Here is a 16,841-nt window from a genome sequence, read left to right as displayed (position 1 = left end):
CAGAATTATGATCTATTAATTGGCGGAGAGCGCGTTTCTACTGAAGATAAAATCGTATCAATCAATCCTTCTAATAAAGAAGAAATAGTTGGCCGTGTTTCAAAGGCAAACCGCGAGCATGCTGAGAAAGCGATGCAGGCTGCTGTTGAAGCATTCAAAACGTGGAGAAAAGTAAAGCCGGAAACACGCGCAGATGTGTTGTTTAAAGCTGCTGCGATTATCCGCCGCCGCAAGCATGAGTTTTCTGCCCTTTTAGCAAAGGAAGCAGGAAAGCCTTGGAATGAGGCTGATGCTGATACTGCAGAAGCCATTGACTTCCTTGAGTACTATGCACGCCAAGTCTTAAGAATTAAAGACGGTGTTCCAGTCAACAGCCGTCCGAATGAATATAACCGTTATGACTACATTCCACTGGGAGTAGGCATCATTATCTCTCCTTGGAACTTCCCGCTAGCGATCATGGCTGGAACAACCGTTGCAGCGATCGTGGCAGGAAACACGGTTCTTTTAAAACCAGCGTCTACAACACCTGTTGTGGCTGCAAAATTCGTTGAAGTCATGGAAGAAGCAGGCCTTCCAAAGGGCGTTCTGAACTTCGTGCCGGGCAGCGGTGCAGAAGTAGGCGACTACTTGGTTGACCATAAAGACACTCGCTTTATCTCATTCACTGGCTCACGTGACGTAGGTCTGCGCATCAACGAGCGCGCTTCCAAGCTGAACGAAGGCCAAATCTGGCTGAAGCGCGTGATCGCTGAAATGGGCGGCAAAGATACAATCGTTGTCGATAAAGAAGCAGATCTTGAGTTGGCTGCTACCTCGATCGTGGCATCTGCATTCGGATTCTCCGGACAAAAGTGTTCTGCGTGTTCACGTGCAGTTGTTGTTGAAGATGTGTACGATCAAGTTTTAAACCGCGTTGTCGAGCTAACAAACGAGTTGACGCAGGGAAATCCGGAAGACCAAAGCAATTTCATGGGTCCTGTGATTGACCAGGGTGCATTTGACAAAATCATGAGCTATATTGAAATCGGCAAAGAGGAAGGCAAGCTGATGACAGGCGGAGAAGGAGATAATTCAAAAGGCTTCTTCATCAAACCGACTGTATTTGCAGACCTTGATCCGAAAGCACGCCTCATGCAGGAAGAAATTTTCGGACCGGTTGTCGGCTTTACAAAAGCGAAGGACTTCGATCATGCACTCGAAATTGCCAACAACACTGAGTACGGCTTAACTGGCGCTGTTATCACGAAGAACCGTGAGCACATTCAAAAAGCACGCGAGGATTTCCAAGTTGGAAACCTATACTTCAACCGCGGCTGTACAGGCGCAATCGTTGGATACCAGCCATTCGGCGGATTCAACATGTCAGGAACGGACTCTAAAGCAGGCGGCCCTGACTACATTCTGCTTCACATGCAGGCGAAAACAACTTCTGAAATGTACTAAATATAAAAAAATCCCTCTTCACCAATGTGAAGAGGGATTTTTTTGTTTATTTCTTTAATATAGATTTAAACTGATTGTATTGCTCTTGTACTTCTTTTGAAGGTTCCTTGTCTAGAAGGCTGACGATGATTATCGCTAAACCAGCAAATAAGAAGCCAGGCGCCAATTCATAAAGGTCGAAAATACCTCCAGTAATTTGTTTCCAAACAATAACGGTTACAGCACCGATAATAATTCCGGCAAGAGCGCCGTTTCGTGTCATGCGTTTCCAGAACAGGCTCAGAATGATGACTGGCCCAAAGGCAGCACCAAAACCGGCCCAAGCATAACTAACAAGTTCCAATACCTTGCTTTCAGGGTTATACCCCAGGAAGATTGCAATAATTGCAATGCCCAGTACAGCAATTCTGCCAACAATCATTTCTTCCTTTTTGGAAGCATTTCTTCTAAAGATAGATTTATAGAAATCTTGTGCGAGCGCACTTGAAGAAACGAGCAATTGTGAGTCAACTGTGCTCATGATTGCTGAGAGAATGGCTGCTAATAAAAATCCTGCTACCCATGGATTAAATAAAACTTGAGAAAATATGATAAATACTGTTTCAGAATTCTCTAGTGGGGTATCTGCAAAGTAAGCAATACCTGCGAATCCTACAAAAAGAGCTCCAAAAAGTGAAAGGACCATCCATGTCATTCCGATTAAACGCGCTTTAGGAACGTCATTTGTTGATTTTAATCCCATAAAACGGACAAGGATATGCGGCTGTCCAAAATAGCCAAGTCCCCATGCTAATAGAGAAGCAACGCCAACAAAAGTGGCACCTGAAGCAACATCCAAATGAGTTGGATCAATCGTACCGATTTGCTGTAAAGTCTCATTCCATCCGCCAAGTTCCTGAATCGCAACAATCGGGATAATGATCAAGGCAAGGAACATTAAAATACCTTGAATAAAATCTGTCCAGCTGGCAGCCAAAAATCCGCCAAAGAAAGTATAAGACAAAATTACTGCTGCTCCGACCCAAAGGGCAACCGTGTAATCAATTCCAAATGAGTTTTCTAAAAGAATGGCACCGCCAACAAGGCTGGAGGAAGTATAGAAAGTGAAAAAGATTAATATAACGACTGCAGAAACTACACGAAGCATTTTAGAGGTGTCATGGAATCGGTTTTCAAAATAACCGGGAACTGTAATCGAATCGTTGGCTACTTCCGTGTAGACACGCAATGGCTTAGCAACAAACTGCCAATTCAGATAAGCACCGACTGCCAAACCGATTGGAAGCCAAATCTCGCCCATACCGCCTAAATAAACAGCACCAGGCAAACCAAGCATCAGCCATCCGCTCATATCGGATGCCCCAGCACTTAAGGCTGCCACTCCGGCTCCAAGGCGTCTTCCGCCTAACACATAATCAGATAAATCCTTGGTCATTCTGGCTGCAAGAAAACCAATCAGCAGCATGCCGACCAGATAAACAATAATTGCAATTAAAGTGGGTAAATTTATATCCATATTTATTTATCCTCTCCTCTTTCAGTAAAATAAGTGATGCCCGATAGTACAATCAAAAGCGGCATTGGAATTAGAAGCCAAAGCCAAGTTGCTGTAGTGAAATCCATATGTTCACCTCCATCCTAAAAAATCCCCCCTAAATACATACGTGAAAAAAGTCCCCTTTATACAGTAACATACAGTTTGGTGTTTGTGAAAAATTTGAATCGGGGTATGATCCGCAATGAAAAGACGTTAATTATCATAACATAATAAAGTTTTAGGGACAAAAAAGATATGAAGCTATTAATGTATAAATGTATAAAAATACGTAAAATCGCATTAATTTGCTGTTATATTACTCATATCAACATATCTATTCATTCAAATTTATAAAATTAAGTTGACATAATGGTGAGGTTTTTCATGGGAAACGGAAAGAGGCCTATACTTCTTTTAGGCCTCTTAAGATTTAAATATTTAGCTTTTTTATTACTTTTTTTAAAGAATTTTCGGTATTTATGTCCTTAAAATCGATCCCAAGCTGGACGGCTGTTTGGGCAACTTCAGGGCGGATTCCGAGCAAAGTTGACTTGACTCCAATGAGCTTCAAAGAGCTCATGACATGGGCGACCATTGTGTCGACCATTACAACTCCTGAAAGATCAATGATTAAATGAGAAATTCCCAGCTTTTAAACTTTGCAGACTTCAGGATATATTTTTGCGCACTGTCCAATTTCACCAATCAGCGGCAATAGCTATTTTGCCTTAACACATAAGATCAGTTGACAGAGAAAGGGGGGTAAATTAATTTTTTTTTCAAAAAATTTTTAAAAAGGGGTTCCCATTCCGAAATCTCTGTTATATAATACAAAACATAGATAATTAATTGTTTTATAACAACATAGAATAAAAGTATAACAGGTTTTCGATTTTGATTCTGTTATACTACAACAACATTTTTACCTGGGGGTTTGCTTAAGGGTTGATTTTTTCTAATTTAAAGGAGGATTTAATCAAATGGCAGATGAAAGAGTGCGTCAATTACAGGAAAGCTGGGAAATGAATGAACGTTGGAATGGGATTGAAAGACCGTACACGGCGGAGGATGTAATCAAATTAAGAGGATCCATCGATATTGAACATACATTAGCGCGCCGTGGTGCAGAGAAGCTTTGGAAACTTGTGAATGAAGAAGACTTCGTAAATGCATTGGGGGCGTTAACAGGCAACCAGGCTGTCCAGCAGGTGAAGGCCGGGCTGAAAGCCATATACTTAAGCGGCTGGCAGGTAGCTGCAGATGCCAACCTCTCCGGAAATATGTATCCGGACCAAAGCTTATATCCGGCAAACAGTGTTCCTAGTGTTGTAAAAAGAATCAATCAGGCGCTGCAGCGTGCAGACCAGATTCATCATATGGAAGGCGACGATTCCATTGACTGGTTTGCCCCGATTGTGGCAGATGCGGAAGCCGGCTTTGGGGGCCAGCTGAATGTTTTCGAGCTCATGAAAGGCATGATTGAATCCGGTGCCGGCGGTGTCCACTTTGAAGATCAGCTGTCTTCTGAGAAAAAATGCGGACACCTTGGCGGCAAAGTATTGCTTCCAACACAGACAGCCGTTAAAAATTTGATTTCTGCAAGGTTGGCTGCAGATGTTATGGGCGTTCCGACCGTGATTGTAGCCCGTACTGATGCAAATGCTGCCGACTTGATTACCAGCGATGTTGACCCTTATGATGCACTATTCATTACAGGAGAACGTACTCCTGAGGGATTCTTCCGAACTAAGGCGGGACTCGACCAAGCGATCGCTCGGGGGCTGGCTTACGCTCCTTATGCAGATTTAGTGTGGTGTGAAACATCTGAGCCAGACCTTGAAGAAGCAAGGCGCTTTGCTGAGGCCATCCATGAAAAATTCCCTGGCAAGCTGTTAGCCTATAACTGCTCTCCATCCTTTAACTGGAAAAAGAAGCTGGATGACGAAACAATTGCGAAATTCCAAGTGGAGCTCGGTAAAATGGGCTACAAATTCCAATTCGTTACTTTAGCAGGCTTCCATGCCTTGAACCACAGCATGTTCGAATTGGCTCGCGGCTATAAAGACCGCGGAATGGCTGCGTACTCTGAGCTGCAGCAGGCCGAGTTCGCCAGCGAGCAGCATGGATACACAGCAACAAGGCACCAGCGTGAAGTTGGAACCGGATATTTCGACCAGGTTTCCATGGTTATTACAGGAGGAACATCTTCCACAACCGCTTTAAAAGGGTCCACAGAGGAAGAGCAATTCACAGCTGAAAAGCAGGAAGCTTAGTCGTATTGCTTAATTTTAACCGTTAGTAACTTGATTTTTTTACCTGTATATTCTCCATTTTTCCCCTCTCTTCATTGAAGAGAGGTTTTTTTTAGCTTAAGAAGGATAAGATTAAACTAGCACAGCTTATAATGCAAAAACATACATATTAATAGGCGAACTAAGATTCAATTTGAAAGGGGGATATCCCCTTTATACAATGGATGCAGAGCAGTCAGAATAAGGACGGAGGTTGTACAGTGGCTGAAAATATAGATGATTATCTCCAGCAGGGGATTCACGGGCAAAAACAGACAAAGCCTGATGAGCGGCGGAAGTTTTTGGGGACGCTTCGGGAGCGGATTGTCATTGCGCTAAAACAGCCGCAGGTAAGAGAAGACGGGATCTATCCGCAAGTGGAGGAAGCTTTAAAAACCAACAGCCAGGCACATCTTTACCTGAATGGAAATATGAGCTATTCATACTTATCGAAATATATTAAGTCGGCTTCAAAATATAAAGTTGAATACACTATCGTCACCAACAAAGAACATAATTCAGAAATTGGTTTGGTTCTTGCGCATGACTATGCGATTGATAAACCGGACATATATGTCGAGAGAAAAACAGTGAAGGCAGAGCCTAAAAAGGCATCAGGGAAGAAAGGCGGTATTTTTGCAAAGATATTTAAGCGGGACAGATAGTTAAATGAGCAGGGAATGGCAGCACCGCTTATTCTATATTAGAAACGTTTGAATAATTGCTTCCCTCATTAATACCGGTTTTGGATTTTTAATTTTATCGTCAAAAACATACGTTTACCGGCCAATTTTATTAAAATACCGACCAAAAACACACGTTTACTGGCCAACTTTGATAAAATACCGGTCAAACTGAAAGATTTACCGGCTAATTGCCAATCTGGCAGGTTTTAAGGATAAGAGCAGTTTGCCGGAAATACTTATATCGGTCACTTTTTGATTTTATCGGTCAGAATTTCAATATAACGGTCACTTTCCAAATTTTATCGGTCAGATTTTAAATATATCGGTCAGTTACTGATACAGCGGGCTTTTAAACCGATCCCCGGATTGCTCAGAAGCTTCCTTCAAGGTGAGACGTCCCTATGCATTCTCTTATTCCAAAGGCTTTAAATATACATGCGGATCCAGATCAGACCCTTCAATGACAATCGCTGTCATGCCTAGATATGAACCTGACTCGTGTTCCTCTCCTTCAGTCCAATAAACAGCAGTTCCTTTCACGACAGCTACTTGTTCACTGCCGGCCGTTTTGACCCAGCCTTCTCCATCAACAATGAGGAAAAGCTGTGGGCATGTGGCTGGATGCATACCAAGAACGCTATTATCCTTAAGATGGATACAGCCAATTGTAGCTGTCGTGTTCCTGAGAATCGGACTGATGCTGGTATTGTGGCTGTTGAACTGGGTGATCTCCCTGCTTGTCTCTGTATCAAAGCGGAAAAATTCCATAATATGACCTCCTGTAAAAAATAATCACAACCATATTTATTAGGCTTTGCTGTTCATTTATCCTGCAAGATGAGAAGCAAACACACAATTCGTTCAACTCATGGTAAAATAAGCAGAAGATTGTTGAAACAGCTGGCGCGCGTGTTGCTTTAACGCGCGAAAGTTTGGTATGATCATTATTATCGTGCATTGGCAGAATTTAATTTTGGAGGTGGCATTTATGTCGAGAATTTCAACTGATCAGGTAAAGCATGTCGCGCACTTGGCAAGACTTGCAATTACCGAGGAAGAGGCTGTGACTTTTACTGAACAGCTGGACAAAATGATTTCGTTTGCAGAGCTGCTTAATGAACTGGATACAGAAAATGTAGAACCGACATCCCATGTGCTTGATATGAAAAATGTGATGAGAGAAGACAAGGCGGAAAAGGGGCTTCCGCAGGAGGAAGTTCTAAAAAATGCGCCGGAACATCAGGATGGCTATATCAAAGTGCCGTCCATTATTGAGTAGGGAGGGGAAAATGGTGAGTTTATTTGACCATAAGGTTTCGGAGCTTCATCAGCTTTTACATAAAAAAGAAATTACAGTATCCGATCTTGTCAGTGAATCGTACAAGCGTATTGGTGAAGTAGAGGACAAGGTACAGGCTTTCCTAACGCTGGATGAAGAAAGAGCCCGTGAGGCAGCAAAGAAGATGGATGAAAAGATCGGAACAGACGAAGCAAAGGGACTATTATTCGGCATGCCGATCGGTGTGAAGGATAATATTGTTACAAAAGGGCTGCGAACAACCAGCGCGAGCAAAATCCTTGAGAACTTTGATCCAATTTATGATGCGACTGTCGCGTCCAAATTACATAATGCAGAAACCATTACAATTGGCAAATTAAATATGGATGAATTTGCAATGGGATCATCCAATGAAAACTCTGGTTTCAAAGCGACACGGAACCCATGGAACCTTGATAGGGTACCCGGCGGCTCTTCAGGCGGTTCAGCAGCTTCTGTTGCAGCCGGAGAGGTGCTGTTTTCGCTTGGATCGGACACAGGCGGTTCTATTAGACAGCCTGCTTCCTACTGTGGCGTCGTTGGATTAAAGCCTACATATGGAAGAGTATCCCGATTTGGCTTGATCGCATTTGCATCTTCATTGGATCAGATCGGTCCCATTACACGCACTGTAGAAGATAACGCCTATTTGCTTCAAGCGATTTCCGGGGTAGACCCAATGGATTCCACATCTGCAAATGTGGATGTCCCAAGCTATGCAGAAGCATTGACAGGTGATGTTAAAGGACTAAAAATTGCCGTACCGAAAGAGTATCTAGGTGAGGGCGTCAATGAAGAAGTGCGCCAATCTGTTTTGGATGCTTTGAAGGTGCTTGAAAAAATGGGTGCCACCTGGGAAGAGGTTTCGCTTCCGCATTCGAAATATGCGCTGGCAACCTATTATTTGCTGTCTTCCTCAGAGGCTTCAGCAAATCTGGCCCGTTTTGATGGAGTGCGCTATGGCTACCGGACTCCAAACCCTGAGAATTTAATCGATTTATATAAAAAGACAAGAGCAGAAGGCTTCGGCGATGAAGTGAAGCGACGTATTATGCTTGGAACATTCGCCTTAAGTTCAGGCTATTATGATGCTTACTATAAAAAAGCACAAAAAGCACGTACGCTTATTAAACAGGATTTTGAGAATGTTTTTGAAAAGTATGATGTTATTATTGGGCCAACAGCCCCAACACCTGCATTTAAAATCGGAGAAAATATGTCTGACCCGCTTACGATGTATGCAAATGATATCTTAACGATTCCGGTTAACCTTGCGGGAGTACCGGGAATTAGCGTTCCATGCGGATTCTCTAATGGATTGCCGCTTGGCCTGCAAATTATCGGAAAGCATTTTGATGAGAACACAGTATATCGTGTAGCGCATGCTTTTGAACAGGCAACTGATTATCATAAACAAAAACCGGGGCTGTAAGGGGGGAAAACTCATGAAATATGAAACGGTTATCGGACTTGAAGTGCACGTAGAGTTAAAAACAGATTCAAAAATTTTCTCGGCCAGCCCAAACCATTTTGGCGCTGAACCGAACTCCAACACAGCGGTGGTTGATCTTGGCTACCCGGGAGTGCTGCCGGTTATTAATAAAAAGGCTGTAGAATTCGGCATGAAGGCTTCAATGGCTTTAAACTGTGAAATTGCGCCTGTTACAAAATTTGACCGGAAGAACTATTTTTACCCTGACAATCCGAAAGCCTATCAGATTTCACAATTTGATAAGCCGATCGGCGAGCATGGCTGGATTGAAATCGAAGTGGACGGCTATAAGAAAAAGATTGGCATTACACGCATACATCTTGAAGAGGATGCAGGAAAGCTTTCTCATGAAAAAGGATATTCTTTGGTAGACTATAACCGCCAGGGTACGCCATTGGTCGAAATCGTATCTGAACCGGATATCCGCACACCGAATGAAGCATACGCTTATCTGGAAAAACTGAAATCGATTATCCAGTATACAGGTGTTTCCGATTGTAAAATGGAAGAAGGCTCACTTCGCTGTGATGCGAATATTTCCCTTCGTCCTGTCGGGCAGGAGGAATTCGGTACAAAGACTGAGCTTAAGAACCTGAACTCCTTTAATTTTGTCCGCAAAGGGCTGGAGTATGAGGAAAAACGCCAGGAGCAAATCTTGAGTTCTGGCGGAACAATCCAGCAGGAAACTCTCCGCTATGATGAAGCGACAAATACGACGATTCTTATGAGGGTAAAAGAAGGTTCGGATGATTATCGTTATTTCCCTGAGCCGGATTTGCTTGATATCCATATCGATGAAGAATGGAAGGAGCGCATCAGAGCAGAAATCCCTGAGCTTCCGGACCAAAGAAAGAACCGTTATATTGAAGAGCTAGGATTGCCTGCCTATGATGCAGCTGTCCTGACGGTCACAAAAGAAACATCCGATTTCTTTGAAGCGGCTGTTCATGCAGGTGCAGATGCAAAACAGGCTTCCAACTGGGTGATGGGTGAGCTTTCCGCCTATTTGAATGCTGAGCAAAAAGAGCTTAGCGATATTGCTCTTACCGCTGAAGGACTTGCCGGCATGATTAAATTGATCGAAAACGGGACCATTTCATCAAAGATTGCCAAGACTGTTTTCAAAGAGCTGATTGAAAATGGCGGCGAGCCTGAAACAATCGTCAAAGAAAAAGGCCTTGTCCAGATTTCTGACGAAGGTGCTCTTTTGAAAATTATTGGCGAAACGCTTGATGCGAACCCGCAATCGATCGAGGATTTCAAAAACGGCAAACAAAAAGCGATCGGTTTCCTTGTCGGCCAGATTATGAAAGCAACAAAAGGCCAGGCAAACCCGCCGCTTGTTAACAAGCTATTGCAAGAGGAAATAAAGAAGAGATAAGAGGGATGCTTTTAGCTCCTCCAAATCGATTATATACAAACGAAGCTGATGGGGATCCATCAGCTTTTTGTATATAATCGGTTCGACAAAAGGCTCCCCTATTTCCCAGGAAAAGATTTTGTTTTACATCGTTTTACAGCAAATGCATCTAATAAGTGTGCAGGAATAAGAGCTAGAGTTAAAGAATAAGATTTAGAGGCAATTAAAAAGGAGAGGTAAGCATGGAGATAATGAACTGGTTTGCAAAAGGGCTAAGCCCGAAAGAATACATAGAGGGAATGAAAGTAAATAAGGAAGCAATGAAGGGAGTATATAACCGTTTTTCTTTGGCTGATGAAGAAAAAGATAGGTTGGAAAAGTTAAAGGGATCTGGCATGAAGGCAATTGCTATTACAGAGGATTGGTGCGGGGATGCAATGCTGAACAATCCGATTCTTTTAAAAATCTCGGAGGAAATAGGTGCGGAAGTCCGTTTCATTTTACGGGACCAAAACCTTGAGCTAATGGACCAGTACCTCACGAATGGAATCTCTAGAGCGATACCGATATTTATTTTTATAGATAAAGAAGGAGAAGAACAGGCGGTTTGGGGACCGCGGGCCAAACGTATCCAGGAAATCGTGGATGAGGAACGCAGCAAGCTCCCTGCACAGGAGGCTGATGATTTTAAGGATAAGCAGATGAGCATGTATAAGAGGCTGACAGCTTCTTATCAGGAAGACTCAGAAATCTGGCATACGGTTGCAAGTAGCATTATAGATGTTCTAGTTTCGGAAAAATAATCAGGGAAGGGTGTGGGTTAGCAATGAGCTGGAACCGGAATCGTTTAACGGAAAAGCTGGGCATACAATATCCTGTTTTTCAGGCGCCGATGGCAGGTGGAATGACAACACCGCGACTAATCAGTGAGGTTTCCAATAGCGGCGGTCTAGGCAATATGGGAGCAGGCTATATGAATTCTGATGAGATAAGAGAAGATATCAGAAAGATTCGGAGTCTGACGGACAAACCATTTGGCATAAATCTGTTTGTTCCGAATCTGGAGGTCTCGGCACAAAAAGAAGAGATTAGCAGAATGGGAGAAGTGCTCACAAAGTATAGCAGTGAGCTGGGGATAAAGGTGAAACCCCTCCTGCCTAAGAAGGATTACGGCACTCTCTATGAAAAACAGCTGGAAGTTGTAATGGAAGAACGTGTTCATGTATGCAGCTTTACGTTTGGCATACCTGATTCAAACGTTATTCGTGAACTAAAGAAACAGGGTACGGTTATTATTGGAACAGCCACGAATGTTAATGAAGCAGTGGAGTGGGAGGAGGCAGGAGTAGATTTGATTGTTGCCCAGGGAAGTGAGGCTGGCGGGCACCGGGGCACTTTTCATAAAGAGGAAAGCGGACTGGTTGGCTCCATGGCACTTATTCCGCAGGTCGCGGATGCAGTCAGCAAGCCTGTCGTTGCTGCAGGCGGAATGATGGACGCACGCGGGATTGCTGCCGCAATGATGCTTGGTGCAGCTGGTGTCCAGCTCGGAACGGTGTTTCTCCCATGCAGAGAAGGCGGGGCCAACCCGTTATATAAGGATGCACTCTTAAATGCTACAGAAGAGCAAACAGTTTTAACAAAAGCTTTTTCCGGGAAGATGGCAAGGGGAATTAGCAACAGATTCACGGAAGAGATGGAGGAGCAGCCTGTGTTGCCTTACCCGCTGCAGAATGATTTGACAGCATCTCTCCGAAAACAGGCTGCCAAATTGGTGCGCCCGGAGTTTATGTCACTATGGGCAGGACAGGGAGTGCGAATGGCTGAAGATATAACTGTGAAGGAACTGATGCAGAAGCTTGTGAGAGGGGCGGAAACTTTATTGGAAGGCAAATAAAGAGCAGTGCCAATGGGCACTGCCTTTTATCTTATTTACCGGCCAATACATTTGTAAGCGGTGGTACGATTTGCTTTTTGCGTGATACAACGCCTTTAAGAACGGCTTTGTTGTTTTCAAGCGTTACATTGTAGGCTTTCTCAACCGCTATTGTTTCGTTTCCAAGAGCGATGGCAACTGAATCGTTGTTAAGGATGTCAGTTAGAACAAAAACGAATAAGTCCAATTCTTTCTTCTTGATGGTTTCGGAAATAACAGCTTCAAGTTCAGCTTGGCGGTTTAAAACGTCATTCAGGTCAACTGCATTTACCTGTGCCACCTCTGTTTTATAGGTGCCCATTTGGAATTCTTTCGCATCAAGGGAAACTAATTCTTCAACTGTTTTTTTACTAAGATCTGCACCAGCTTTTAGCATTTCCAAACCGTATTCTTCAGGATTTACGCCTGCGACTTCTGCAAGCTCACGTGCAGCTGCAATGTCCTGGTCTGTGCAGGTTGGAGATTTGAATAATAGGGAATCGGAAATAATGGCAGAAAGCATTAAGCCAGCCGTTTCTTTGCTGATTTCCACTCCGTTTTCTTTGTACATTTTGTTGAGGATGGTTGCAGTGCAGCCAACCGGTTCCGCACGGTAATAAAGCGGATCGCTTGTTTCAAAGTTCGCGATGCGGTGATGGTCGATAACCTCAAGGATTTTTACATCTCTGATATCGTCAGCGCTTTGCTGGAACTCGTTATGATCAACAAGGATGACTTCGCTTACTTCTTTTGACACGGCCTCAACAAGGCGTGGTGCTTCAGCTTTAAAGTAATCCAAAGCATATTGTGTTTCCTCATTTACTTGGCCTAGGCGGATCGGTTCAGCATCAACGCCTAATTTGGTTTTTAATTCCGCATAAGCAAGAGCTGAGCAGATTGAGTCTGTGTCTGGGTTTTTGTGTCCGAATACAAATACTTTTGACATAATCCTTACTCCTTCTATATGTAATGTTGGTTTTTTGCCTGCTGTTATTTTACCATATATCTAATGTAATGGCGGTACTGGGAAAAATCAAATTTTGTTAATAGTGTTGGTTATTTTTAGGAAAGGATAGAGGAAGCAAGTGATTTATGGAGAAATAGATAGGTACGGTAAGGAGGAGACAATAAATGGAGAAAGTTGCAGTGATTTCAGATATTCATGGAAATTTGACGGCACTGGAGGCCGTTTTGGAAAATATCCGCGAGCGCGGAATTAATACGATATTTTGCCTGGGGGATTTAATTGGAAAAGGTCCGAATTCCCGTAAAGCAGTTGAACGGATAAAGGAAACCTGCGAGGTGGTCCTTCTTGGGAACTGGGATGATTTTATGCAAAAGCCGCTGGATTTCGAGGAGGGGCAATGGCATCAAAAGCAGCTTGGGGAAGAGGCATTAGCCTATTTAAGTACGCTGCCATTCCATCATGATTTTTATATGAGCGGAAAATATGTCAGGCTGTATCATGCCTCAGCCAAGAGCATCTATCACCGGGTTGTGCCGATGCGTGATTCTCATGAAGAAAAACTGGCCATGTTTGAGAATACAGAGAATATTCATGCCGGCGAAGAAGGGCGGACACCGGATGTAGTGGGATATGGCGATATCCATGCCGCACTGATCGAACCGATCCATCCGCAAAAAACACTCTTCAATACAGGAAGCGTCGGAAATTCCCTCGATATTCCGCAGGCAACCTATGCCATTCTCCATGGGGAGTATCTCTCAAAGGAGCCGGCAGCTTTTTCAATCGAAATCGTACGTGTCCCTTATGATATTGAAAAAGAAATCGCGATTGCCAGAGAAATGGGGATGCCAAATCTGGAAGCATATGCTCTCGAACTGCGCGAAGCTAAATACAGAGGTGCGCCGAAGAAGGTTTAAGCGTTTGGTAAATACATTACTTGCTATACGCAGGGAAAAATTTTATATGCAGAGAAACCAGGGTCTATACGCAGAAAATAATCTTAATCGCACAAAAAATGGACTTATCAGTGCGTAAAAAGTTTTATCCGCACATCAATCAAGCCTATCTGTACATAAGTCGCGCTTAAGCGCATATAAACTAGTTATATTCGCACATAAATCATTATCTCACCTGCTAACTCATAGAAAAATTCATAATTTGGATAGCTGTTTCAGTTTTTAAACAAATAAGCTGACTTGCTTGCCGTCTTTGTCGGCTATTAAGTCAGCTTTTTGCCTTTATTAAAATATTTTTCTGCCTTTTTTGGACAGGGCATAATAGATGCCATGCTGCAGGTTTGTGAAGCAGTTAAATTTGAAAAGGTTAAAGTTGGTTTCAGTAATCTTTGTGCCGAGTTCAGGCGAAATGCCGACAAGGATGGTTTCGGTGCCAATCAGGTTGGCTGCAGCTGCAAGCTTGCTTAAAAACTCAACAGTGTAGGCACTAATGGACTGGTTTAATCCGGTCAAATCAAGGATCAGGCAGTCAGCCTGATACTTGGGAAGGCTGTGTAAGGTTTTATCAACGAGTTCCTCAGAGCGGAATTCATCATATCTTCCTAATAACGGAACAACGACGATTCCATCTAATACCGGGATCACGGGAGATGAGATTTCTTTCACAAGTTCTTTCAAATCTCTTGTACGGTCTTCTATTAATTTTTCAAGCTCACTGATTTTTTTGGATTCCTCGCGTCTGGCTAAGGCATGGATATTTTCCTCTACAGTAACGGTTGAAGGGAAATAATCCAAATGTGTATAATCATGTTCGCCTAATTGATCGGTTATTTTTTTGTACCAAAGGCTTGTTCCGAATACTGCGGAAAAGATGCCTGCAAAATGTCCAGGCAGAAAAGTTCCCGATTCATTTTTCCCTTGCTCTTTGTTTATTTTATATTCCCAGCTATCAACGGTCTGGACTTTAGCTGTTTTCGCTTCCGGGTCAACATCAGTTATCGTAAATTTTCCCCATCCGGCTGAAGCATAGATTCTTGGAATAATATTGGCGACTTCCTGTACGGGAAGATTCATGTTTTTAAAAAATTCTCCTACCACCATTCCTTGCCTGAAACCTGTAGTTTCCAGAACAAGGCTGGAAGTTTCTTTTCCTGAAATCTCTTCAATGGTATCGAAAAAACTTTTCATGGCGGATTTAATCCAGAAAAGAACGGCATCTTCACCTTCGAAGTTGAAGAGACCTTTATCAAGATCCCAGTTAAAATCAAAACTATCTATTTTTGTTTGAAGAACTAAGCCTTCTTCTGTCATACCATTACCCCCTGATATTGATATGTATATTTATTGCAAGAATATAACTGAAAGTAAAACAGTAACCCATTTCTTTTACCCAATAATTTAGAGTATAAACTTAAAACATAAATTATCGCCTTCTGTTTATATTTAATTTTTTCGATTTCTCATTTACATAGGCATACATAATATCTTTTTCATGAAGGTTGTTTTCGCGGAGCTGTTTCAGCAGCCAATCTTTTGTTTGTCCAAGCAATTGAAGGTTGCGCTGCTGAATTCTCCCATCAACAATAACAGCAATAGGCAGGCCTTCATCCTGGATTGAAATGTTTAAGTGTTCCACTGTTACCGGGGTATTGGCGACTTTTGGGATAATGCTTACTTCACCAATTGGTTCAAGGATGGCGTAGTCCACATCAGCAATTTTTGGAAATCCCTTGCTTCTTAAGATTGAAAGAAGCTGTGACATAGAAAGGTGGGATTTCTCCAGATTGTCCTCAAGGATTTCGCCATTTTTGATCAGCATTGTGGGTTCCCCAAGGAAAAAGCGGTTGCCGATTTGGTTTAAAGTAAGATATGAAAATAAAATATGCAGGCCAACAAGAATGCCCAGGGCAATTAGCGTAGGCATATACTCAGTACTGATTAGAGGTTCGGAGGCGATCGTCCCGACAATGATGATGGCAACTAAATCATAAGGGGTCATTTGGATAATCGTTGATTTGCCCATTAGCCTCATCATCACGATTGTTATTAAATATAGGCTTAATACCTTAAATATTAAGAACATATATAAGCTCCTTTAAATTAATCATTATTCAAAGGATTAGCTACATCGGAGCCTTTCATGTGATAAATCAAAAAAAAAAGCCCGGACACTGAATAGGGAATCAGTATCCGGTCCTGGCTTATGCGCGTTTTTTATTATCCTTCGGAGGAATGCGGTCATCTTTTAACCGTTTATCGTTTATCTTGGGCTCCTTTTTATCAATAAAGTTCTTAATATTGGAGCGGTGCAGAAAAATTAAAAATAAAAGGAAAATAGAAAAGATAAGTTCATGTTTATGCCCTGGTATAAAGAGGGAATAAACCAGTAAAGAAGCACCAACCGATAGGGAGCCATAAAATACATATTTCGTTGCATAGATGACTGCAATAAAAGAAATATAAGCAATCAAAAACATCCAAATGTTTGAGACAAGCAAAACGCCTGCTGTGGTGGCAATGGCTTTTCCGCCGCGGAAACCGGCGAAAACGGGAAAGCAATGCCCGGCTACAGCAACCAGGCCAACCATTAGCTGATCTGCATCAGATTGCAATAGGAAAGGCAATGCCGCAGCAAGTGCACCTTTGCCGATATCAGCAAGCAGGACAACAATAGCTGCCCTTTTTCCAAGCACCCGCAGTGTATTGGTCGCGCCTGGATTATTGCTCCCATGATCCCGGATGTCGATCTGAAACGCATATTTACCAACTAATAATGCGGTAGGAATCGATCCAATCAGGTACGCTGCCAGAAAAATAAGTAACGTCATCGTATCAATCCTTTTCATCAATATATTCAACCCTTGTTTAAATTC

At 42.7% G+C, this 16,841-nt stretch carries 15 protein-coding genes and 1 pseudogene; 9 read left to right on the top strand and 7 right to left on the bottom strand.

Going from position 1 to position 16,841, the window contains the following annotated elements:
• A partial coding sequence (pruA, locus tag IQ19_RS18305; RefSeq protein WP_144543902.1) for an L-glutamate gamma-semialdehyde dehydrogenase occupies nt 1-1,446 on the top strand: 1,446 nt, incomplete at its 5' end.
• 46 nt (nt 1,447-1,492) lie between these two features.
• On the opposite strand, the gene putP is transcribed toward pruA, so the two are convergent.
• Both putP and IQ19_RS18295 read right to left on the bottom strand, forming a co-directional pair.
• A complete protein-coding gene (gene putP, locus IQ19_RS18300) occupies nt 1,493-2,962 on the bottom strand; it encodes a sodium/proline symporter PutP (protein WP_144543900.1) in 1,470 nt (489 codons plus the stop codon).
• A gap of 451 nt (nt 2,963-3,413) precedes the next feature.
• Nucleotides 3,414-3,635, bottom strand: a pseudogene (locus tag IQ19_RS18295) (STAS domain-containing protein); the annotation flags it as partial.
• 328 nt (nt 3,636-3,963) lie between these two features.
• On the opposite strand from IQ19_RS18295, the gene aceA reads away from it, so the two are divergent.
• Nucleotides 3,964-5,256, top strand: a complete 1,293-nt coding sequence (gene aceA / locus IQ19_RS18290) for an isocitrate lyase (RefSeq protein WP_144543898.1) — start codon at nt 3,964-3,966, stop codon at nt 5,254-5,256.
• 239 nt (nt 5,257-5,495) lie between these two features.
• Nucleotides 5,496-5,939 (top strand): YueI family protein, encoded by a 444-nt coding sequence (locus IQ19_RS18285; RefSeq protein ID WP_144543896.1) that lies wholly within the window; start codon nt 5,496-5,498, stop codon nt 5,937-5,939.
• Nucleotides 5,940-6,371: 432 nt separating this feature from the next.
• Here the strand turns inward: IQ19_RS18285 and IQ19_RS18280 are convergent, their stop codons facing one another.
• The gene (locus tag IQ19_RS18280; RefSeq protein WP_144543894.1) at nt 6,372-6,728 is read right to left on the bottom strand and encodes a cupin domain-containing protein; all 357 of its coding nucleotides are present in this window, start codon (nt 6,726-6,728) and stop codon (nt 6,372-6,374) included.
• Nucleotides 6,729-6,948: 220 nt separating this feature from the next.
• Between IQ19_RS18280 and gatC the strand changes: the two genes are divergently transcribed.
• From gatC to IQ19_RS18255, 5 genes are all read left to right on the top strand, one after another.
• On the top strand, nt 6,949-7,239 hold the full coding sequence (gene gatC / locus IQ19_RS18275) for an Asp-tRNA(Asn)/Glu-tRNA(Gln) amidotransferase subunit GatC (RefSeq protein WP_144543893.1): 291 nt from the start codon (nt 6,949-6,951) through the stop codon (nt 7,237-7,239).
• A 13-nt stretch (nt 7,240-7,252) separates the two neighbouring features.
• Entirely contained in the window at nt 7,253-8,710 is a 1,458-nt protein-coding gene (gatA, locus tag IQ19_RS18270) for an Asp-tRNA(Asn)/Glu-tRNA(Gln) amidotransferase subunit GatA (protein WP_144543917.1), read from the top strand.
• Between the two features lie 13 nt (nt 8,711-8,723).
• On the top strand, nt 8,724-10,151 hold the full coding sequence (gatB, locus tag IQ19_RS18265) for an Asp-tRNA(Asn)/Glu-tRNA(Gln) amidotransferase subunit GatB (RefSeq protein WP_144543892.1): 1,428 nt from the start codon (nt 8,724-8,726) through the stop codon (nt 10,149-10,151).
• A gap of 221 nt (nt 10,152-10,372) precedes the next feature.
• Nucleotides 10,373-10,933, top strand: coding sequence for a thioredoxin family protein (locus IQ19_RS18260; RefSeq protein ID WP_144543891.1), 561 nt, complete (start codon nt 10,373-10,375; stop codon nt 10,931-10,933).
• Between the two features lie 23 nt (nt 10,934-10,956).
• Nucleotides 10,957-12,027 carry an NAD(P)H-dependent flavin oxidoreductase gene (locus IQ19_RS18255; protein ID WP_144543889.1) on the top strand — a complete coding sequence of 357 codons (1,071 nt, stop codon included), beginning with the start codon at nt 10,957-10,959 and terminating at the stop codon, nt 12,025-12,027.
• 31 nt (nt 12,028-12,058) lie between these two features.
• Here the strand turns inward: IQ19_RS18255 and IQ19_RS18250 are convergent, their stop codons facing one another.
• Nucleotides 12,059-12,991 (bottom strand): manganese-dependent inorganic pyrophosphatase, encoded by a 933-nt coding sequence (locus IQ19_RS18250; protein ID WP_144543887.1) that lies wholly within the window; start codon nt 12,989-12,991, stop codon nt 12,059-12,061.
• A 185-nt stretch (nt 12,992-13,176) separates the two neighbouring features.
• Between IQ19_RS18250 and IQ19_RS18245 the strand changes: the two genes are divergently transcribed.
• Nucleotides 13,177-13,929 (top strand): metallophosphoesterase family protein, encoded by a 753-nt coding sequence (locus IQ19_RS18245; RefSeq protein ID WP_144543885.1) that lies wholly within the window; start codon nt 13,177-13,179, stop codon nt 13,927-13,929.
• Nucleotides 13,930-14,253: 324 nt separating this feature from the next.
• On the opposite strand, the gene IQ19_RS18240 is transcribed toward IQ19_RS18245, so the two are convergent.
• The 3 genes from IQ19_RS18240 to plsY form a co-directional block, all read right to left on the bottom strand.
• Nucleotides 14,254-15,279, bottom strand: a complete 1,026-nt coding sequence (locus IQ19_RS18240) for an STAS domain-containing protein (protein WP_144543883.1) — start codon at nt 15,277-15,279, stop codon at nt 14,254-14,256.
• Between the two features lie 112 nt (nt 15,280-15,391).
• Nucleotides 15,392-16,051 carry a DUF421 domain-containing protein gene (locus IQ19_RS18235; RefSeq protein ID WP_144543882.1) on the bottom strand — a complete coding sequence of 220 codons (660 nt, stop codon included), beginning with the start codon at nt 16,049-16,051 and terminating at the stop codon, nt 15,392-15,394.
• Nucleotides 16,052-16,169: 118 nt separating this feature from the next.
• Nucleotides 16,170-16,796 (bottom strand): glycerol-3-phosphate 1-O-acyltransferase PlsY, encoded by a 627-nt coding sequence (gene plsY, locus IQ19_RS18230; RefSeq protein WP_144543915.1) that lies wholly within the window; start codon nt 16,794-16,796, stop codon nt 16,170-16,172.
• Nucleotides 16,797-16,841 lie beyond the last annotated feature (45 nt).

The sequence above is a fragment of the Cytobacillus oceanisediminis genome, assembly GCF_007830235.1.
In the GTDB taxonomy this organism is placed as follows: Bacteria; Bacillota; Bacilli; order Bacillales; family Cytobacillaceae; genus Cytobacillus; species Cytobacillus oceanisediminis.
Note: the sequence above shows the minus strand (reverse complement) of the source record. Positions and strands in the feature narration are given on the sequence as shown.